This is a genomic window from Geoalkalibacter ferrihydriticus DSM 17813 (assembly GCF_000820505.1).
GTDB classification, from domain to species: domain Bacteria; phylum Desulfobacterota; class Desulfuromonadia; order Desulfuromonadales; family Geoalkalibacteraceae; genus Geoalkalibacter; species Geoalkalibacter ferrihydriticus.
Map to the genome: position 1 here is coordinate 51,479 of NZ_JWJD01000011.1, position 19,089 is coordinate 70,567.

19 protein-coding genes and 2 pseudogenes are annotated in these 19,089 nt (G+C 60.3%); 15 read left to right on the plus strand and 6 right to left on the minus strand.

Annotated elements, in window-relative coordinates; genetic code table 11:
• Positions 1 to 49: 49 nt before the first annotated feature.
• From GFER_RS16830 to GFER_RS16855, 6 genes are all read right to left on the minus strand, one after another.
• Positions 50 to 685, minus strand: coding sequence for a hypothetical protein (locus tag GFER_RS16830; RefSeq protein WP_040101210.1), 636 nt, complete (start codon positions 683 to 685; stop codon positions 50 to 52).
• An 84-nt stretch (positions 686 to 769) separates the two neighbouring features.
• The gene (locus tag GFER_RS16835) at positions 770 to 2,797 is read right to left on the minus strand and encodes a pilus assembly protein (RefSeq protein ID WP_040101211.1); all 2,028 of its coding nucleotides are present in this window, start codon (positions 2,795 to 2,797) and stop codon (positions 770 to 772) included.
• A gap of 1 nt (position 2,798) precedes the next feature.
• Complete coding sequence (locus GFER_RS16840) at positions 2,799 to 3,293, minus strand: PilX N-terminal domain-containing pilus assembly protein (protein ID WP_040101212.1); 495 nt, start codon at positions 3,291 to 3,293, stop codon at positions 2,799 to 2,801.
• Positions 3,294 to 3,365: 72 nt separating this feature from the next.
• A complete protein-coding gene (locus tag GFER_RS16845) occupies positions 3,366 to 3,806 on the minus strand; it encodes a type IV pilus modification PilV family protein (protein WP_040101214.1) in 441 nt (146 codons plus the stop codon).
• The gene (locus GFER_RS16850; RefSeq protein WP_040101215.1) at positions 3,803 to 4,510 is read right to left on the minus strand and encodes a prepilin-type N-terminal cleavage/methylation domain-containing protein; all 708 of its coding nucleotides are present in this window, start codon (positions 4,508 to 4,510) and stop codon (positions 3,803 to 3,805) included. The genes GFER_RS16845 and GFER_RS16850 overlap by 4 nt, the downstream gene beginning before the upstream one ends.
• Entirely contained in the window at positions 4,507 to 4,998 is a 492-nt protein-coding gene (locus GFER_RS16855) for a GspH/FimT family pseudopilin (protein ID WP_040101216.1), read from the minus strand. The genes GFER_RS16850 and GFER_RS16855 overlap by 4 nt, the downstream gene beginning before the upstream one ends.
• Positions 4,999 to 5,265: 267 nt before the next feature.
• Here GFER_RS16855 and GFER_RS16860 point away from each other — a divergent pair, with 267 nt between their 5' ends.
• From GFER_RS16860 to GFER_RS19845, 15 genes and pseudogenes are all read left to right on the plus strand, one after another.
• Positions 5,266 to 5,520, plus strand: a complete 255-nt coding sequence (locus GFER_RS16860; RefSeq protein WP_040101217.1) for a hypothetical protein — start codon at positions 5,266 to 5,268, stop codon at positions 5,518 to 5,520.
• Between the two features lie 375 nt (positions 5,521 to 5,895).
• A complete protein-coding gene (locus GFER_RS16865; protein WP_235264122.1) occupies positions 5,896 to 6,144 on the plus strand; it encodes a hypothetical protein in 249 nt (82 codons plus the stop codon).
• Positions 6,145 to 6,200: 56 nt separating this feature from the next.
• Complete coding sequence (locus GFER_RS16870; RefSeq protein WP_040101218.1) at positions 6,201 to 6,593, plus strand: response regulator; 393 nt, start codon at positions 6,201 to 6,203, stop codon at positions 6,591 to 6,593.
• 51 nt (positions 6,594 to 6,644) lie between these two features.
• Positions 6,645 to 6,881, plus strand: coding sequence for a hypothetical protein (locus tag GFER_RS16875; protein ID WP_040101219.1), 237 nt, complete (start codon positions 6,645 to 6,647; stop codon positions 6,879 to 6,881).
• Positions 6,882 to 6,970: 89 nt separating this feature from the next.
• Complete coding sequence (locus GFER_RS16880) at positions 6,971 to 7,207, plus strand: hypothetical protein (RefSeq protein ID WP_139172207.1); 237 nt, start codon at positions 6,971 to 6,973, stop codon at positions 7,205 to 7,207.
• A gap of 255 nt (positions 7,208 to 7,462) precedes the next feature.
• Entirely contained in the window at positions 7,463 to 8,515 is a 1,053-nt protein-coding gene (locus GFER_RS16885; RefSeq protein ID WP_040101221.1) for a multiheme c-type cytochrome, read from the plus strand.
• 4 nt (positions 8,516 to 8,519) lie between these two features.
• Positions 8,520 to 9,170: a cytochrome b/b6 domain-containing protein gene (locus GFER_RS16890; protein WP_040101222.1), complete on the plus strand. Its 651-nt coding sequence runs from the start codon at positions 8,520 to 8,522 to the stop codon at positions 9,168 to 9,170.
• 198 nt (positions 9,171 to 9,368) lie between these two features.
• Complete coding sequence (locus GFER_RS18005) at positions 9,369 to 11,630, plus strand: ATP-binding protein (RefSeq protein ID WP_052446542.1); 2,262 nt, start codon at positions 9,369 to 9,371, stop codon at positions 11,628 to 11,630.
• Between the two features lie 228 nt (positions 11,631 to 11,858).
• On the plus strand, positions 11,859 to 13,088 hold the full coding sequence (locus tag GFER_RS16900; RefSeq protein ID WP_040101224.1) for a methyl-accepting chemotaxis protein: 1,230 nt from the start codon (positions 11,859 to 11,861) through the stop codon (positions 13,086 to 13,088).
• Between the two features lie 65 nt (positions 13,089 to 13,153).
• Entirely contained in the window at positions 13,154 to 13,519 is a 366-nt protein-coding gene (locus tag GFER_RS16905; RefSeq protein WP_040101226.1) for a response regulator, read from the plus strand.
• Between the two features lie 11 nt (positions 13,520 to 13,530).
• A complete protein-coding gene (locus tag GFER_RS18010) occupies positions 13,531 to 13,884 on the plus strand; it encodes an STAS domain-containing protein (protein WP_052446543.1) in 354 nt (117 codons plus the stop codon).
• A gap of 35 nt (positions 13,885 to 13,919) precedes the next feature.
• Positions 13,920 to 16,034: a chemotaxis protein CheA gene (locus GFER_RS16915; protein ID WP_040101227.1), complete on the plus strand. Its 2,115-nt coding sequence runs from the start codon at positions 13,920 to 13,922 to the stop codon at positions 16,032 to 16,034.
• Positions 16,035 to 16,121: 87 nt separating this feature from the next.
• Complete coding sequence (locus GFER_RS16920) at positions 16,122 to 16,631, plus strand: chemotaxis protein CheW (protein WP_040101228.1); 510 nt, start codon at positions 16,122 to 16,124, stop codon at positions 16,629 to 16,631.
• 49 nt (positions 16,632 to 16,680) lie between these two features.
• Positions 16,681 to 17,079: pseudogene (locus tag GFER_RS19840) on the plus strand (MCP four helix bundle domain-containing protein); the annotation flags it as partial.
• A gap of 582 nt (positions 17,080 to 17,661) precedes the next feature.
• Positions 17,662 to 18,902 (plus strand): annotated as a pseudogene (locus GFER_RS19845) (methyl-accepting chemotaxis protein); the annotation flags it as partial.
• Positions 18,903 to 19,089 lie beyond the last annotated feature (187 nt).

Sequence of the window (19,089 nt, forward strand, 5' to 3'; positions counted from 1 at the left end):
TCTTTTCGACTTCAGCCACAGGAAAATTATAGCCGATAAGCTGGAGAAGTCAGGGGTGTGCGACGCGCAGATTAACGGTGGTGGAAAGCATGCGGCGCGGCGGGCCCTTCGCCGGTGCCGTGAAGGTTGCCCCCGACGGCAGGCGAAAGACGCGCCTGGCTGGAGCCGGGGTCGCTTGGTGCGTGGGAGCGATGAGGGTCACTTCGACAGCACGTATGTCTTTGAATTCCCGGGCGTGGGGAGCGGCAGAGCGGCGTCCGTCCGCGAGAATATAGGAGAATTCCAGAAAATCGATGTCCGCGGCCAGAATCCGGGCAAAAGAGCCGTCGTTGCGCACCAGGTTGCCGGCGGAGAAGATGTAGGTCAGCCTGGGGTCAAGGGTTTCCGCCATTTCGCCGGGGGGATTGACCCGAAAGGTTAGATGGGTCGCGTCGGCACTGATGAGTCCGCTTGTCGCGGGGGCATGGGCAAGACTTGTGGACAGCGTGCGCAAGTCGCCGGCTAGCTGCTGCAAGGCCTGGCGCTGGGTTGAGAAGCTCTCTTCCCGCTGCGGCGTGTCAGGACGGGGTGCGGAATCCGGCGAGGAAAACAGCAGGGCGCTCCCGACCAGTGCGCCGATCAGGGACAGAAGCACAAGCAGATTGCGGACGGTTATCCCCTTTTGGTTGAAAAGCGGACGAAACATTTTGCGCTCCGGAGAAGTGAGTCTCCGCAACAGCAGAGCAATATCCGAGCCAGGTTCGGCGGAAATCGTTGCCGGTCGGGCTTTTCAGGGCAGCAGCTCCCGCCAGGCGCGCAGCGAGGTGGGTCTGGCGGGGAGGGTCGGGCTGAGTGCGCGCAGGGACGTATCTCCGCTGGATGACAGCAGGGTGCCGGGCTGTCCATGACTGCCGAAACGCCATAGCAGCCCGCCTGGCGTGCCGGAGCCGAGTCGTTCGTAGCGTCGCCCCGCGGGCAAGTCTCCGCTCTTGCCATGCCTCAGTACGGTCCGTCTGCCATGGCGCGCCTGTATGCCGCTGTCGTGAGAGACGGCGTAGAGTCGCGCCTCTTCGGCGCCGAACCCACAGGGGCCCGCGGTGGGCGTGAAGGAAGTGAAAAAGACCACCCCCGCCACCACCAGCGGCGTGGCCGTGATGCGCTCGGCCGGATTTCCCGCCGGAGGATCCAGCAAAAAGTACCAGCCCTGTTCCCTGAGTTTTTCTTTTTCCTCTGCCTTCAGCCAGTGCACGGCGTTCTCATGGGCCAGGCCGGTGACATCGGTCAACTCGGCCGGGGTCTGAGGAGCAAACGGCGTCTGGCCGAAGGGGTGCGCGGGATGATCCTTGCGGCGACGCTCGATGAGCCCGTAGAAAGCGTTGCGGTGGCTGTCGTCATGCTCCGCGTCGATGAGATAGCGGCCGGTGCCGAAATAGACGCGCAGATCGCCGCGGCCATCAAAGGCCAGGGTCGGACGCCCGCTGATGGCCCGGCCGCCGGTGTCGAAACGGGCCGTGGCGCGCCAGGCACGAATTTGCGCGTCGTAGAAAAACTTCCAGAGAAGGCCTTCGCTGTCACCGGCATAGATCAGGTCGAGATAGCCGTCGCCGCTGCTGTCGATGGCCACCGGATCGGACAGGGTGTAGTAGGGGTTCGCTTCGCCTTTGACGCCGGCATGCAGGGTGCGCGCGCCGCCGGGACCCAGGGGCAGGGCCGTGGCGTCGCTCAGGGCCAGGGCGCGCAGGCCGCCGCGCTGGTCATCTTCACGCACGCCGCTGGTGAACAGGGCGGCCCAGCGTTTGGTCGGGAGAATCGGGCCGATGACCGGGCGCGTCGAAGCCCGAGCGCCGGAGAAAGGGTGGGCTTCCCACAGCAGAGCGACACCCTGGGGCGTGGGTTTGGTAATATCCAGAGCAAAATAGCCGGGACCGCCCAGGCCGCTGCCGCCGATGAGCACGGTTTTCCAGGCGTTTTCCCCGAAGCCCCAGGCGCTGTCCCGGGCATCGGCGGCCATGGGCGCCAGATCGACCAGATAGCGGTGGCCGCTCTCCGGGGTATTTCCCAGGCGCTGCTGAACACTGGCGGGAAGATAGGCCCAGGCCTCGCTGCCGGCAGGGGTGTTCGGGCCGCCGAAGGCGTAGAAGGCATGCAGCATGCCGTTGTTGGCTCCGGCATAGATCAGGGTCGGACGTCTCTGGTGCCGGTGGCGAAAGGCCGCATAATCCTCTGCGCGATGATGGGCTTGAGGCGCGCCCACGACCAGGGGGGCGGAATGGATGATGGTGCCCAGGGGCAGCGCGCGAATTGCATTGATGGTGTTCGCCGTTGCGGTCGCGTCCAGGCCCCAGAGTTGCTCAAAATAACTCAGGGTTTGCCCTGCCGCGCGCAGGGGCAGCAGGCGGTGGGCGGTGTCGTCGCCGGGGGTAAGAATGTGGCGCGTCGCGGGCACCCTGGCGTCCAGCAGGGCTGCGGCCGACCACAGAGGGCTGTGGTCGGGGGGCAGGGGGTCGGGAACGGGCAGACGGAAGGCTTCGAGATCGCCGCGTGCCTGCGCGGGAGCAAAGCGCGTGCGCAGCAGCAAGTCGGGTCCGTCAGGTGCGTTGCTGATAGCAGTCGGGCCGGCGCCCGCGATCCAGGATGGCGGAAAGTCCGTGGATAGTTCGTCAACGGCAGTAACCTGGTGCTCGCAGTCTTGCTGCAAGGCGCGTTTGGCCGAGGGCGGAAATTGCGGGACCCCGAACAATTCCACTCCGGACGCCGGGAATGGGGCGCACATCAGGAACTGAAGCAGGAGCGCCAAGGTCGGCAGTGGGCGCGCCATCTCAGTACCCATCGCCGTGGATGATGCGACCGGCGCTGACTTCGATGAGCGACTGCGCCTGCAAGGGTCCGTAACCGCGCGCGTGGATGCTGTAGTCGATGCGCCGGAAGTCGGTGCTGTACAGGGGCGGCTGACTGGTACCGAGATAGTGGATGGACACGGCGAAGCTGCTCTGCCCGTCGGCGGCGTCCAGGTTTTGGGGCGCACCGGCCGCGGCGCTGGAAAAAGCCTCTGCCCAGCCGCTCGGCGCGCTCAGGCTGCCCAGGTCTTCCCTGATCGCCCCGGGCTGGCTTTCCAGCCAGAACAGCCCGTACTGCCAGCCGCTCTCGGCTTGATAAAAGGCCAGGTCGCGAACCGTTTCATTGCGCGTGATGCAGGTCTCGACCAGGGCTGCCGAGGTGACCGCCATGCCCAGCAGGGTGAGTAGGGCCAAGACCATGAGAGTGATCAGCAGGGCCGCGCCGTTCTGCTTGCGAAGGTTGGTTTTCAGGTGCATGTTCTCCTCCTGCAATAACCGAGGTAATTCTCTGCTTTGCGTTCATCGCACCTCTGCGGGAAGCCCGTTCTATCAGAACCCCGCTGCGCGAATGAATTCCAGGGTGGTGCTCTGCTTGCCGCCCTGTGCCTGCCAGAGGGCCAGGATCCGCACCGTCTTGAGACCGGGAACCGGATCGTCTTCGGCGATATTCCAGAACACCCGGATTCTTGCGATGCCGGGTGGTTCCCAAACGTGATCGGCCGGTGCATCTTCGTCGTCGCGGTCATCGAGTCCGGCGCGGCCGTTGCCGTTGACGTCCTGTAAATCGTCATGGTCGTAGGGCAACGCCAGCAGGTGTTCGGCAAGGCTTTTGGCCGCGGCCCGTCCCTGGGTGCGCAGCTCCGCCGCGCCGGCGGCACGAAGCCCCGTGCCTTGCAAAGTGGCGACGGCCAGCAGCCCAACGGCAAACAGACTCAGGGCGATGAGTACTTCGAGTAAGGTAAATCCTTGTCGAGATTTGATGGGTATCATGGTCCCATATTGCGCAAATATACGGTTTCGCTCAGCAAACGGCGGCGCTCCTGGCCGCGCAAGATGAAGACCGTTGTCAGGCTGACGTCGATGCGCCGGATTTCTCCGGGAGATGCAACCTCGCCGCTGATGGGATCAGGCGCGCGTTCCTCCAGATTGCCGTCCTCATCGCTGACAAAGTAGCGAAAGCTGATCCCGGCAAGGTTGTCGGCGAGGGGCTGGTGATAACCCATTCCGGGCCGGTCGACGGCCCTCTGCCCACTGCCCGAGCAACTGCCGCCGCCACTTCTGCCGCTGTGCATGCCCAGGGTGTCGCCGCCGTATAGGCAGAAGGCGATATGCTCACCTGGAGCCGTCAGTTGTCCGTCCGGCGTGCCGGCATGGGGTCCAGAGCCTACGCCGCCCAGGTCGCGGGTGATGTAGAGGTAATCGGTGCGGGCACTGACAATGCCGGCACCGGCCCGTTCGGTAGGGTCAAAACCGGCGCTGCGCAGATGGCTGGTGAGAACGGCCATGGCTGCGCGCAACCTGCTCTGGTCCTCCATGAGTCGCACGTTGGCCGAGTAAGCGTCCTGGTGACTGCGATACAGCGCGAAGATCGCGCTTGCCGCCAACCCCGTCAGGGCCAGGGCCAACATCACTTCGATGAGGGTAAAGCCGCGCGGACGAAACCGGAATCTGCTCCTTCGTTTTGGGCTGTTCATGGATTCAGACGCACGGCGCCATAGAGAGTCATGGTCAATCTGTGAACCGAGCCATTATGGGGGCTGCGCAAGGACAGGGTGCCGCTGCCGTGAGTCGGCATCCCACGGAAGTCAAACCCGGCGCGCGCCGATCCCTGGGCAAAGCCGACCCCTTCGAGGTGCAAGGCTCGAAGGGGCGTAAATGCCTGGATTTCGCGCAACTGCCCGGCGCTGTCCGTGGCCAGAATACGGTAGCCGCCGCGCGTTTGAGCCGGGGGCTCCTCGGCCGGGGTAAATTCGAGGAAGGCGCGCCCGTTGCTGCGCGCTGCCTCGGAGCGCGCCTGTTGAAAGGCGGCCAGCAGGGCGCGCGCCTCGGCGTTTTCCTGCATGCGGATCTGCCAGTGGCGCAGATTGGGGAAGGAGAGAGCGGCGATCACTGAGAGGATTAGCAGAACAATGAGCGATTCCCACAGGGTAAAGCCCCGGGAATGCCCGGAAAGCATAGGCATGGCGGATTCCCCCCCAATCTTTCTAAATACAGGACGGCAGATGCCGTAAACAATTGCATAAAACAGGCGCGAGTATGCCAAAAGTTGCCTGTCCGAGCAACAAAAAAATACAGAAATGCCAGCAATAACAGGTTTTTGTCTGATTTTAATCTTTTCGTTTTTTGGCTCTGCTCTGAGCCGCGCCGAAGGGTTTTAAACGCGTGCAGGTCTTGCGGCGGACGCTCAGGGGTGATAGACTCCGGCGCAACTTTTCGCAAGGAGTTCTCCATGAGCAAAAAAGAAGAAATCAAACCCGTCAAGATTCCTGGGCTCGGGTTGGGCATAGCGGCGCTTGCCGTTTTCGTCGCGGGCGGATTGGCCGTTTTCGGGGGACTCGTTCTGTGGGCCTTTTATCGCAATGATTTTATCCTTGGTTTGGGAACCGGCGAGGCCTTTGGTTATCTCGGCATCTGTGTCGGATTGCTGCTGAGCATTCTGGGCGTGCTACTTATGCGCCTGCTCCGGAATCGCGACCTGTCCTGAGGTTTTCTCCCCGCGCTCCCTGGTTCGGGGCGCGCGGTTGATCGCTGCGACGCAACCTCTCATTTTTTAACTCACCTTAGTATATCTCTTTCATACACCCCTCGCTTTTTTCAATTTATTACTTAAAAAACAAGGCATTACGCGACATCTTTGCGCGCCCCGTCTCCCCGGTCCTGCATGTGCCGCATAATTTTCCTATACCTTCACACGCAAATTTCTCCCTCGCACCGCTTCCTGCAAGTCTAAAAAATCCAATAAAAACAATTGTTTAATTTATATCCGCGATTTTTCTCAAAATTGGTACGGCTTATGCTCTATAGGAAGGTCAGATTGGATATGTAGGTAAGTAAGTGCATTGAGCAAAGGAGGCCAGCCGTGAAAATTCGGATTCTGATGACCCTGATCGTGTTGGTCGGCGCAACAAGTGCCTTTGCTGCTTCGGGCGGCGAACTTGAAGGTGCGAGCCTGGTCACAAAAATATTTTTCGGCTTCTTCGCGCTGATCGTCGCCACCCAGTTGATTCCGGGCTTGATTCTGCTCGGTTCTCTGCTCAAGGGGCTGTTCGGCAAGAGCGCCAGGCAAGCCAAGCTGAGTGGAGGATCCCAGGGGCGCCGTTCAGGCTGAATCAATCTTGGGTTCCACGCCAGGTGGGCGGTAAATGAAGGGAAAGGGGTGAAATCATGGGCGTGCTGCTGATTGCTGACAGAGATAAAGATGGGCGCAAACAGCTTGCGGATTTTTTTGATAATGCCGGCTACCAGGTTGTGGAGACCGACTCGGCGGCTCAGGTGCTTCTCGATACCTTCAAAAAAGAGGCCCAGGTGATACTGCTCAGCGGCGAATTCGATGAAATACCCGCGGCTGACCTGATTCCCATCATCAAAAAATGCAACCGCAACCTCACCATCATTCTGGTGTCCAACGAGGAGTCTTTGCCGCAGATTCGCAAGCTGCGCAGTGAGGGAATCTTTTATCACGCCCTCAAACCGGTCAATGCCGCTGATAAAGAAGAACTTAAACTGGCCGTGCAGTGCGCTTTCGCCAATGTGGGATCGGCATCGCGCCAGCATTAAACGAATACGCGTTTGGTTTATCCGTCCATCAACAACAAAAAGGAGGATGTCATGAAAGTCAAAAGTCTATTGGGAGCGTTGATTGTAGTACTGGCCGGCGCGGGACCGGCCTTGGCGGCAGCAGGAGCGCGCCAGGACAACAGCGGCCTCGTGGTGTGGGTATTTCTTGGTTTCTGCGCCCTGATCGTCGTCGCTCAATTGCTGCCCGCTCTGCTGATGATGCTGGGCGTGGTCAAGGCCGTGGCTCGCGACAAGGAGTTCACTCCGCAGAAAGTCCAGAACAAGTAACCGCGGGATACCAGGGGAGGACCCCGCGGATCGGAATGGCGCGGCATGTGGCCGTGCCCCGGCGCGCGGGCCAAACGGGGGAGGTTGCTATGAAACGGGGAGCGTGGTCGTTAGTCTGCATCGGGTTGTTTCTTGGAGCATTGACTCTTGCCGCGGCGGTGCCCGGGGTCATGGACGGGTTCGCCGGCATCGTCATCAGCATCTTTCTGCTCTACTGCGCCATCATCGTGGTGGCTCAATTGTTCTCGGCACTCTATGCCATGCGCTTGATGGTTGAGGACTCTCTTGATAAGAAGCGGGTTTCACGCCGCGTTGATCTGAACTGAAGCCGGATAATTAAATTGAATATCGAATAAGGAGATGAATCATGAAAACCTCGACAAAAAGCGTACTTTTTCTGTTCGCCGCGTACTTCGTAAGTTTTGTCGTTCTGGTCGTGCTTCCGACCGGAGGGGCATAATCCAATGTGCGGGATCTCTTCAGCGCGGCGCTGAACGAGAATTCCGGGAGATGAGGTGGGCAGTCTGCAGCCTGGGGTTGTCCTGGGTCGGCCCAGGGTTTATAGACAGGGAGGCAAAACCGTGAAAATCAAAGCGAAACACCTGGTTTTTCTATTTTTTATGTATTTTCTGGCATTTATTGCCCTGGTCGCGGTGCCGGGCGGTTGGGCCGCGGACACGGACCACTGCCTGATGTGTCATGGCGATGCCGGGATGGTGGGCGAGGCCCTGTATGTTGACGGGGATAAGTTCGCCGCCACTCGGCATGGCGACATGGGCTGCGTGGCATGCCACGAGGATGCCGGCTATGAGCATCCCGACGACGGCATGGCCTTGGCCGCGGTCAACTGCAACGACTGCCACTTCGACGTCGAGAAAGAATACAACGCCGGTATCCATGCTGGTCTGGCGAGCTGCAACGATTGCCACGAGCCCCACAGCGTACGTGGACCTACCGAAGTCAGTGGCTACGACATGAACCTGATGTGCATCGGTTGCCACTCGGTGTCGCGCATGGTCGACAGCCACAATCGCTGGCTGCCCCAGGCCGGACTGCATATCGAGGCGGTGCCCTGCATCACCTGCCATACCGATTCGGAAGAGGTGGTCATAACCTGGTACCTGGTCAAGCAGAAGCAGGCCTACGGCGATTTTGTCCTGATGAGCAACGAAGAGTTGCAGGAAGTTGCCGGTGAGCGCAGCATCACCGAACTCGTCGACCGCGACGGCGACGGCCATGTGAGCCTGGCAGAATTGCGTGCTTTCAACACCGCCCGGGAATTTCGCGGTCTGCACCTGGTGGGAATGATGACGCCCGAGCAGGTCAGCCATAACTTTCAGGTACTCGACAACCGCTGGGACTGCACCTTCTGTCACGCCTCCGGGCCCGAGGCGATGCAGGTGAGCTACCTCGCCTTTCCCCGCGGAGACGGCTCCTTCAAGAGGCTTGATGTGGAACGCGGCGCGGCTCTCGATGCCCTCTACGGAACGCCTAATTTCTACATGGTCGGTGCCACCCGCAACAAGACCATGGACATTCTTGGTGCCATGATCATCGCCGGCGGCCTGGTGCTGCCCGTCGGACACGGCACGATGCGCTTCTTTACCCGCAAAAATCGTCAGGGAGGACATTAAGGCCATGGCTCAGAGCAAATACATCTACCTGCAACCAACCCCCGTGCGCATCTGGCACTGGCTCAATGCCCTGGGATTCCTGGCCCTGATTCTTTCGGGCATCCAGATCCGCTTTCCGGAAATTAACATCTTCGGCAGCTATCGTGCCGCCATCGAACTGCACAACACCGCGGGCATCGTTGTTTCGGTCAGTTTCTGCCTGTGGCTGATTTACTACCTGGTGATCTCGCGCAAGTTGGTGGCTCTTTACGTGCCGACCCGCGACGATCTGCAGTACGGTCTTTTCCGCCAGGCCATGTTCTATTTCTTCAACTACTTTCGGGGCAAGCCCAATCCCCATCATGCAACGCCCGAGTCCAAGTTCAACCCCATGCAGAAGTCGGCCTATCTGGTCATCATGGCGGTGCTGGTGCCGCTGGTCATCGTCTCGGGCTTGCTGCTGCTCAACATCGGTCCCATGCGCCAACTGGTGATGGCCTTGGGCGGGGTGAAAATCGTGGTCGGCGTGCATTTTCTGCTGTCCTGCTGCCTGATCGCCTTTTTGTTCGTCCATGTGTATCTGGCCACCCTGGGGCAGACCGCGCTGGCTTATTTCAAGCCCATGTGGACCGGTTGGGAAAAAGTGGACAGCGATCATGCCGAAGAGGGCCACTGATCCCGGAAATCTCATTGTTCACTGAAACGCTGGGAGGCGGTCCGCAAGCAAAGCGGCCCGCCTCTCTTTTTTTTGGGGGGGGAAGTCGCGGGAACGCAAAATCGACCATTGACAGAAGTGGCGGCATGATATAATAATTTTAAACATTAAGCGATTTTACTTTTTATTTCTAACTTGGGAGCGCGACCGCGGGTTTCTATGGGCGCCAACAGCATCCGCAAACATATTCTTCTGCCCCTGACCTGCACCCTGCTTCTGCTGCTCGCCACCTTTCTATTCAGCATTTACCAGATAAAGCTCCAGGAGGTCGACGCGGCCCTCGATCAGTATTACGAGACGGCGCAGACCCTGTCCCTCGAGTTGCGCAATGAGCGTGCTGTGCAGATGAGCCTGGCCCTCGAACTGCTTGCCCGCGATCCGCATCTGCAGCACGTTATGGACAGCGGTGACCGCGAGAAACTGGATGAATACACCCGGGAGCTTTTCGAGGACGTTCTCAAACCCAACGGCATATCGCACCTCTATTTTCATTTTCCCGACCGGCGTGTTTTTCTGCGCAGCCACAAACCCGATTTTCACGGGGATCTCATCAACAGGTTCACCTTGCGCGAGGCCGCCGAGGAGGACCGCATGAGCAGCGGTGTCGAGTTGGGTCCTTTGGGCACCTTCACGCACCGGGTGGTGTTGCCCTGGCACGCGGCCGGCGATCGGATCGGTTTTATCGAGGCGGGCGAAGATGTCGATTTGTTCATGGGACGGCTGCGCGCGAGCCTCGGCATCGAATACGTTGTGGTCTTGGAAAAGCGCTTTCTTGATCGGGATCTTTGGGAGCAGGGCATGGCCTTGCGCGGTCGCAGCGGCGCATGGGAGCGCTTTGCCGACCACGTGGTCCTTGATCAATCCCTCGACAGGCTGCCGGAGGGCTTCGCCGAAGCTTTGGACTTCGATCACGCCGAGCATCTGCATCTGGCCTTCGAGATGGATTCTAACGGACGAACCCTGCGTGGACGTCTATTGCCCCTGAGCAACGCCGAAGGGATAGACGTCGGCGATGTGTTGCTGATGTTCGATGTCACCGACAGACTTGCCCTGTTCAATCGCTCCATGGTTGTCGGCGGTTTTCTGACCTTGGGTTTCGGCGGAATGCTCTTCGGCTTCTCTTACGTGATGCTCGGGCGCACTTCGCGGCAGTTGGAAGACGCTCAGAATCGCCTGATGGTGGAATTCGAGGCAACGCGTCAGGCCAACGATCTGCTCGAAGAAGAGATGGCTGAACGCCAGCGTATGGAAGAGGCTCTGCGCGAGGCGCGCGACGACCTGGAAGAAAAAGTTTCTCAGCGCACCGCCGAGTTGGAGTCGGCTCTGGCCGAGGCGCGCCAGGCGCGTGAGCGCATCGACGCGATCCTGCGCTCGGTGGGCGACGGGTTGTTGGTGGTCAGCGAAGCCGGCGAGGTCATTGTGGTCAACGAAGCGGCGCGCGCCATGTTTTCCCTGGGTGATGGCCCCCTCGCGGGCTGTTCCGTCGACGAATTGCTCAGGGGCAGCGCTCTGTTGCCGCACATCCGCAATGTTCTGGCCGCGAAAGATGGAGAACAGGCATTTGATGTGGAGATACTTGATGTCCAGGGCGCGCGGCGCATCATTGGGGCACGCACTTCGGCGATTCATGCCCAGAACGCAGGCCGCGACGGCATCCTGATCCTCTGTCAGGATGTGACCCAGGCGCGCATGATCGATCGCATGAAAAGCGAGTTTATCTCCACAGTGGCGCATGAGTTCCGCACGCCCCTGGCGACGGTACTCGGTTTTTCCGAATTGCTGCTGAGTCGCGATGATTTCAGCCCCGAGCAGCGTCAGGAGTTTTTGACCTATATTTTCGAAAAGGCCGACGCCCTCTCGGCCATCGTCGATGATCTGCTGGATCTCAGCCGCATCGAGGCCGGGCGCGAAATCGAACTGCAGCTCGAGCCCTGCGAGCCGGAGCGCCTCTTTTTGCCCGTCATCCGCGATTTTCGTTTGCAGCATCCCGATGCCGAATTCGAGGTCAGTCTGTCCCCTGCGGCTGCCGATCTGCTGGTCGATCGGCGAAAATGCGCCCAGGTTATGGAAAACCTGCTGTCCAACGCCGTCAAATACGCCTCCGGCAGGCGTCGGGTGCGCGTCAGCGGCTATGCCGAAGGCTCTTTTTACCAATTGCGGGTGCGTGACTGGGGCATCGGCATGACCGCCGAACAGACGGCGCGGGTTTTTGAAAAATTCTATCGCGCCGACTCTTCCAATATTGCCATTGCCGGCACCGGCCTCGGCATGTCAATCGTCAAACATATTGTCGAAGCGCACGGCGGGCGTGTCTGGCTCGAAAGCGCTCCCGGCGAAGGCACGACCGTTTTCTTTACCCTGCCCCTGGCCCGCGCCGGCCATTCCTCGTCGCCCCCCGAAACGACCGAAGCGGTTTCCTGATTTTCTTTTTTTCCCCGCAAAAAATCCCCTCGCATTTTTTCTGTGTTCCGTAACGATTTTCCAAGCGATTGATTGAGATGTGTTTTTTCTTAAGAGAGACTTTGTTTGTCGATTGCGAAAAAAATTAACTCAAATAAATGTTGAAATTGCAATTAAAACAGACTAACATCTTTTTAGCTTTTGGATTTCTTAATTTATGATCCTCGCCCGGCGAGGGAGGGAATGCGCATGAAACAATTCTGGCGGTCTATGAATCCAGTAACGCTTTCCGCAGGGGTGGCCGGTGGTGCGACTCTGGCGATACTGGCTGTGCTGATGCTCAAAGGCGCCGATCCTCTGGCTTTGGTATTGACCGCAGCGACCGCCCTGCTCTGGGCGGGTCTGCTGGGAGGGGCCCTGCATCTGCTGCGCCTGCGTGAACGCCGACAATGGCAGCAAACCAATCAACACCTCGCGGATCTGACCAGTCGCACGAAATCTCTGTTCGAATTTTTGGCAAAGCAGTTCAACGGCCAGTTTTCCAACATCAAAACCGAAAATGACCAGGTGCGCACTCTGCTTGCCGATGCCATTGAAAAGCTCATCAACAGCTTCACCGGCCTTGAAGAGCAGACCCGCCGCCAGCAGGAACTGGCCCTGGGGCTGGCCGGAAAAGGCGGCGGCGCGCAGAACGGCTTGAGCTTTGAAACCTTCCTGGCGGAAATCGATGAGGTGCTCAAGGTTTTTACCGACGCCATCGGGCGCAACAGCGACATGGCGCGCACCATGGTGCAGTCCATGAGCGAGACCAGTCGGCAGTTCCAGACCGTGTTGGGGTTGCTTGGCGAGGTGAAAAAAATCGCTGATCAGACCAACCTGTTGGCCATCAACGCCGCCGTCGAAGCGGCACGCGCCGGACAGGCGGGCAAGGGCTTCGCGGTGGTGGCCGGCGAGGTGCGCAGCCTTTCCATCCGCTCCAACCGTTTCAGCGACCAGATCGGCTCCTCCGTGGAAGGCATATCTCAGGCTCTGGCCGATGCGCAGAAGATCGTCAATCAAATGGCCTCCCAGGACCAGATGGTGACCGGCAGCGCTCGCCAACGGGTCGACGCCCTGATGGATAAGACCCGTGAATTCAATGCCGGTGTCGAAGCCTCGGGGCGCGAAATTTCCCAATCTTCCGAGCAGGTCGCCACCGAGGTGCGCCATGCCGTGACCTCTTTGCAATTTCAGGACATGGCGACGCAGGTGCTGGGTACAGTCAACAGCCGGGTGGAAAATCTCGAAAGCCTGCTCGGTGGATTGGCGGTGCTGTCCCTGGAGCATCGTGGCGCGGGGGAGGATCTCAGCGACGAATGCCGGAACCGGCTGGAAGACTTCAAAACGGCCCTGGAAGAAGCCAGCCGCCTGCTGGAGAAGGCCAGCCACAATCCCGTGTCGCAGAAGAGCATGGATGAAGGCGATATCGAATTGTTTTAGCCGCAAGGACAATGCACGAATCGTCCTTGCAGGTCGAATCAGAACAGCCAGGAGGGTCATACCACATGAGTAAACATATTCTTGCCGTCGACGATTCCCGTTCAATACTGCAGATGGTGTCCTTCACCCTGAAGGGTGCCGGTTATCAGGTCACCGAGGCGGCCGATGGCCAGGCGGCATTGGATCTGGCCGGCAGCGGCAATTTCAGCTTGATAATCACCGACCTCAATATGCCGCGCATGGATGGGATCACCCTGACGCAGAAATTGCGCGCTCATCCCAAATACAAATTTACCCCGATTCTGATGCTGACCACCGAAGCCGGCGATGCCTTTAAGACCAAGGGCAAGGCGGTGGGAGCCACGGGCTGGCTGGTTAAGCCCTTCGATCCGCAGAAGCTTGTCGGCGTGGTGAAGAAGGTTCTCGGTTAAGGGGCGGGGTGATGAGTGATTTCGTATGGGAAAAGAGCCTGAATGCTGACGGGCGGCAGGCGGGGCGGCTGCATCTGGGCCGTGTTCTCACCGTGGTTGAAGCCGCCGCACTGCGCGAGACGTTGATGCAGGCGCTGGAATCCTGCGCGGATCTGGTGCTTGACGGCGCGGACGTCGGCGATGTCGATGTCGCCGGGCTGCAAGCTTTGTGCGCCGCGCACCGCGCGGCGGTGGTGAAAGGGTGCGCGCTGCGCATGACGGGACTCGACGCCGGCCCCTGGCCCGAGGTGCTGCGCCTCTCCGGGCTGTCGCGCCATGAAGCCTGTCCAATGTCCAATGATCGCAAATACTGCCTCTGGCTGTAAGCCGGACAACCCACGGATGCGACGGGATTGATGCAATGAGCGAGCGACCAAACGAGGCCTTCCGCGAAGAGGCTTATGAACTTCTGGCCGAGCTGGAAACGTCCCTCCTTGAATTGGAGGACAATCCCCGCAACATGGATGTCATCGGGCGCGTGTTTCGCGCCATGCACACCATCAAGGGCTCGGGGGCCATGTTCGGCTTCGACGAAATTTCCTCCTTTACACACGAAATCGAAACGGTTTTCGATCTGGTGCGCAACGGCGATATTGCGGTCACCAAGGAAATGGTCGACCTGTGCCTGCTGGCGCGCGATCAGATCAAGACCATGCTTGACGCCGCGGACGGGGGCCCGCAAGTTGATCGCGCCCAGACCGCGGATCTGGTGACGGCGTTTCGCGCATTTCTGCCGCAGATCCCAGAGGCCGCGGCGCGCCCCACGCCCGAAGGGGTCGTTTCAGGTGCGACGGAACAGGCCGATACGCGCACCTGGCGCATCCGCTTTCGCCCCGCGCCGGATATTTTCGCCAACGGCACCAATCCCCTCTCTCTGCTGCGTGAACTCTGCGAACTGGGTGAGGGCCGGGTGGTCGCCCAGACCGATCACATTCCGCCCATCGAGGATCTCAATCCCGAAGCCTGCTACCTCTACTGGGACGTGATTCTCTCGACCAGCGCGGATCGCAACGCCATTGCCGATGTCTTTATCTTCGTCGAGGATGACAGCGAGGTAAAAATCACGGCCATCGACGAGGACGGATGTCTTGACGACGGCGACAGCCGCAAACTGCTCGGCGAAATTCTCGTCGAGCGCGGCGAAATCCAGGCCGCCGACCTCGAGCGGGTGCTGGCCACGCGCAAGCGCCTTGGCGAAATGCTGGTGGAAGACGGCTTGGTCAAACCAGGCGCCATCGCTTCGGCACTGGCCGAACAGCAGGTACTCGACAAGCAGCGTCAGACCCGTCCCCCAGCCGATGCCGCCTCCAGCCTGCGCGTGCCGGCCGAGCGTCTCGACAAGCTGGTCGATCTGGTCGGCGAGCTGGTCACCGTGCAGTCGCGTCTCTCGCAGACCGCCGCTGGCCGCGAGGATACCATCCTGACCGCCGTCGCCGAAGAGGTTGAGCGACTGGTGGAGGAGTTGCGGGATCTGACCCTCAACATTCGCATGCTGCCCATCGGTACCACCTTCAGCAAATTCAAGCGCCTGGTGCGCGACCTTTCCCATGAATTGGGCAAGGAAATCGAGCTGGAAACCTCGGGCGCCGACACCGAACTCGACAAGACCGTCATCGAACGGCTCAACGACCCCCTGGTGCACATCATCCGCAACAGCATCGACCACGGCATCGAAATGCCCGACCTGCGCCAGGTGGCGGGCAAGCGGCGCCAGGGCACCATTCATCTCTCCGCAATCCATTCCGGCGACAGCGTGGTGATTGAAATCCGCGACGACGGCAAAGGCCTCGACCGCGACGCCATCCGCGCCAAGGCCATCGACAAGGGGCTGCTCGACGAGCAGGACGAGCCTTCCGACAACGAGTTGTTCCAGCTCATTTTCGGCGCGGGCTTCTCCACCGCGCAGAACGTGACCAATGTTTCAGGCCGCGGCGTGGGCATGGACGTGGTGCGCCGCGCCATCGAGGCGCTGCGTGGCAGCATCGACATCCGCAGCGAGAAGGGCAAGGGCACCACCATTCGCGTGCGCATTCCCCTGACGCTGGCCATTATCGAGAGCCTGCTGGTGGCCATCGGCAAAGAGCGTTTCGTGCTGCCGCTGTCCCTGGTGGAGGAATGCATCGAACTCACCGCGCAGGATGTGGCCGCCGCCCACGGACGCAACCTGGTGCGGGTGCGCGATCAACTGGTGCCCTATCTGCCCCTGCGCCGCTGGTTTGCCATGGACGCGGCGCGCCCCGACATCGAACAGGTGGTCATCACCACCCTGGAAGGGCGGCGCGTGGGTTTTGTCGTCGATCAGGTCATCGGCGAGCATCAGACGGTGATCAAATCCCTCGGGCGCATGTATCGCGACGTGCAAGGCATCTCCGGCGCCACCATCCTCGGCGACGGCAGCGTGGCCCTGATCCTCGACGTGCCCCAGCTCGTCCACGGCGCGGAGTTGGAAGAGCGCCTGGCAACAGGGCAAAAATAGTCCTGAGTCGCGCGTAGGCGGCGCCACGGACAACTGACAACTGACAACTGACAACTGACAACTGACAACTGACAACGGACAGGAGGCATGACCGTGAGTGAGGACGGCTTCAACGAAACCAACCAGTATCTGACGTTCAAGCTCGACGGCGAAATCTTCGCCCTGGGCATCGCCAAGGTGCGCGAGGTGCTCGACTACACCGCCATCACCAAGGTGCCCAAATCGCCTGATTTCATGCGCGGGGTGATCAACGTGCGCGGCGGGGTGGTGCCGGTCATCGATCTGCGCGTCAAATTCGGCATGGCGCCAACGCCGCAGACCGTCAACACCTGCATCATCATCGTCGAAATCGCCATGGAGGGTGAAACCACCGTGCTTGGCGTGCTCGCCGACCAGGTCGAGGAAGTGCTCGATCTCGACCCCGGCCAGATCGAGCCCGCGCCGCGCATCGGCACGCGCCTGCGCACCGAGTTCATCCAGGGCATGGGTAAGCGTGAGGAGCAGTTCATCATCCTTCTCGATATAGACCGGGTGTTCAGCGGCGAGGAGTTGGCCGGCGTTGCGGGCGGCGAGGCTGAGAAAATGGCGTTTGCCTGAAAGTCCATAGCACATCGCGGTTCACGTTCAGCCCTTTAAGGAGTGGAACATGAAAAATCTGAAGATTGGCGTCAAACTCACTTGCGGCTTCATCCTTGTGGCGTTGATCACCTTAGCGGTCGGCATTATCGGTTGGCGTGGAGTGGATAATCTCGATGGGCATCTTACCGAGGTTGGTGAGGTGAGGTTGCCGAGTGTTCAAAGCTTGCTGGACGTTGACGCCGCCTCGGGGGTCATCATGATGGCGCAGCGCTCTCTGCTGAATCCGCGCATGCCCATGGAGGATCGCAACCGACAGTATCAGAATATAGAAAGAGGGCTTCAGCGTATCCAGGCGGCCTTGGATATCTATGCCCCGTTGCCGCAAACTTCTGAGGAGGAAATTTTGTGGCGCCAGTTCGTGCCCGTTTGGGACGAATTCAGGCGTCAGAATGAAGAATTCACCCGCATGTCTCGCGAGCTTGAAGCCACCGGGGTTCTTAATCCCGTGCGGTTGCGCGCCGAACTCCAGCAGTTTCGCGGCGACCACCACGAGCTGATGGGACGCGTGATGACCATGATTCGCGATGGCCAGCCATTTCGGGGCGGCGATGATCACACGGCCTGCAATTTCGGGCGCTGGATGGCCGGCTTTCAAACGGACAATCGCCAAATCCGTGACATCCTGGCGGGCGTCAACGACAACCACGGCCCCTTCCACCAAGGGATCGCCAGCGCCCAGCAACGCGTTCTCGCAGGTGACATACGCGGCGCGGAAGACCTACTATTGACGACGATTATTCCCGGCGCCCAAGGCACCTTTGCCCGCTTTGATCAACTCCTGGCGGAGGCGGCAACCGCCGAGAGCCTTTATGCGGCCATGGAAGCCCAGGCCATGGGTGCGTCCCGCGCGCGCTATGATGAAGCAATGGACCTCCTTGCGCAGATTATTCAGATCAACGAACAAGTTGCAGAGCAGTCAGTTATCGAAGCACATCAGGACGCGGTGCAAGCTGAAGCACTCGCAATTGCCGGCGCGGTCGTCGGGGTTATTCTTGCTCTTGGTCTTGGTTTCATCCTCACCCGCATCATCACCCGCCCCATCATCAAGGGCGTGGCTTTCGCTGAGAGCATTGCCGAAGGTGATCTGAGCCAGCAGCTCGACATCGACCAGAAGGATGAGATCGGCCAGTTGGCCTCGGCCCTGAACAATATGGTGGAGAAACTGCGCGATGTCGTCAGCGATGTGCGCGGCTCCTCCGACAACGTGGCGGCTGGNATCGGCCAGTTGGCCTCGGCCCTGAACAATATGGTGGAGAAACTGCGCGATGTCGTCAGCGATGTGCGCGGCTCCTCCGACAACGTGGCGGCTGGTTCCCAGCAGCTTTCCGCCAGCAGCGAGGAAATGAGCCAGGGCGCCACCGAGCAGGCGGCCGCCGCCGAGGAGGCCTCTAGCAGCATGGAGCAGATGGCGGCCAACATCCGGCAGAATGCCGACAACGCCATGCAGACGGAAAAAATTGCNGCAGGCGGCCGCCGCCGAGGAGGCCTCTAGCAGCATGGAGCAGATGGCGGCCAACATCCGGCAGAATGCCGACAACGCCATGCAGACGGAAAAAATTGCAGCCAAGAGCGCCCAGGACGCCCGTCAGGGCGGCGAGGCCGTGGGCAAGACCGTGACCGCCATGAAGCAGATCGCCGACAAGATTTCGATTGTTGAAGAGATCGCCCGCCAGACCAACCTGCTGGCCTTGAACGCCGCCATTGAAGCCGCGCGTGCTGGCGAGCACGGTAAGGGCTTCGCGGTGGTGGCCGCCGAGGTGCGCAAACTCGCCGAACGCAGCCAGACCGCGGCCGCCGAGATCAGCGATCTTTCGGGATCGAGCGTTGAAATTGCCGAACAGGCGGGCAAGATGCTCACGCAGATGGTGCCCGACATCCAGAAAACCGCCGAGCTGGTGCAGGAGATCGCCGCCGCGAGCAAGGAGCAGGACGCCGGCGCCGAGCAGGTCAACAAGGCCATCCAGCAGCTCGATCAGGTGATTCAACAGAACGCCTCGGCCTCCGAGGAAATGGCGAGNACGCAGATGGTGCCCGACATCCAGAAAACCGCCGAGCTGGTGCAGGAGATCGCCGCCGCGAGCAAGGAGCAGGACGCCGGCGCCGAGCAGGTCAACAAGGCCATCCAGCAGCTCGATCAGGTGATTCAGCAGAACGCCTCGGCCTCCGAGGAAATGGCGAGCACTTCGGAAGAACTCTCCAGCCAGGCCGAGCAGTTGCAGCAGGCGATTGCCTATTTCAAGGTCGACGGCAGCGCCCATGCCGTGGTGCGCGCCGGCAAGCCAATGCCCAAGGCGCCCGCGCCCAAGGCCATCGCCCACGCGACGCCGGTGGCCAAGAGGGCCGTGCCCGCAAAGGATGGCTATGGCAAAGGCGGCGTGGCTCTGGACATGAACGCTAAAAACGACAAGCTCGACGA

Bases quoted from the DNA above. Each gene is read 5' to 3' on its own strand.
- GFER_RS16830 (WP_040101210.1), bottom strand. From the start codon at position 685: ATGTTTCGTCCGCTTTTCAACCAAAAGGGGATAACCGTCCGCAATCTG.
- GFER_RS16835 (WP_040101211.1), bottom strand. From the start codon at position 2,797: ATGGCGCGCCCACTGCCGACCTTGGCGCTCCTGCTTCAGTTCCTGATG.
- GFER_RS16840 (WP_040101212.1), bottom strand. From the start codon at position 3,293: ATGCACCTGAAAACCAACCTTCGCAAGCAGAACGGCGCGGCCCTGCTG.
- GFER_RS16845 (WP_040101214.1), bottom strand. From the start codon at position 3,806: ATGATACCCATCAAATCTCGACAAGGATTTACCTTACTCGAAGTACTC.
- GFER_RS16850 (WP_040101215.1), bottom strand. From the start codon at position 4,510: ATGAACAGCCCAAAACGAAGGAGCAGATTCCGGTTTCGTCCGCGCGGC.
- GFER_RS16855 (WP_040101216.1), bottom strand. From the start codon at position 4,998: ATGCCTATGCTTTCCGGGCATTCCCGGGGCTTTACCCTGTGGGAATCG.
- GFER_RS16860 (WP_040101217.1), top strand. From the start codon at position 5,266: ATGAGCAAAAAAGAAGAAATCAAACCCGTCAAGATTCCTGGGCTCGGG.
- GFER_RS16870 (WP_040101218.1), top strand. From the start codon at position 6,201: ATGGGCGTGCTGCTGATTGCTGACAGAGATAAAGATGGGCGCAAACAG.
- GFER_RS16875 (WP_040101219.1), top strand. From the start codon at position 6,645: ATGAAAGTCAAAAGTCTATTGGGAGCGTTGATTGTAGTACTGGCCGGC.
- GFER_RS16880 (WP_139172207.1), top strand. From the start codon at position 6,971: ATGAAACGGGGAGCGTGGTCGTTAGTCTGCATCGGGTTGTTTCTTGGA.
- GFER_RS16890 (WP_040101222.1), top strand. From the start codon at position 8,520: ATGGCTCAGAGCAAATACATCTACCTGCAACCAACCCCCGTGCGCATC.
- GFER_RS18005 (WP_052446542.1), top strand. From the start codon at position 9,369: ATGGGCGCCAACAGCATCCGCAAACATATTCTTCTGCCCCTGACCTGC.
- GFER_RS16900 (WP_040101224.1), top strand. From the start codon at position 11,859: ATGAAACAATTCTGGCGGTCTATGAATCCAGTAACGCTTTCCGCAGGG.
- GFER_RS16905 (WP_040101226.1), top strand. From the start codon at position 13,154: ATGAGTAAACATATTCTTGCCGTCGACGATTCCCGTTCAATACTGCAG.
- GFER_RS18010 (WP_052446543.1), top strand. From the start codon at position 13,531: ATGAGTGATTTCGTATGGGAAAAGAGCCTGAATGCTGACGGGCGGCAG.
- GFER_RS16915 (WP_040101227.1), top strand. From the start codon at position 13,920: ATGAGCGAGCGACCAAACGAGGCCTTCCGCGAAGAGGCTTATGAACTT.
- GFER_RS16920 (WP_040101228.1), top strand. From the start codon at position 16,122: ATGACCGTGAGTGAGGACGGCTTCAACGAAACCAACCAGTATCTGACG.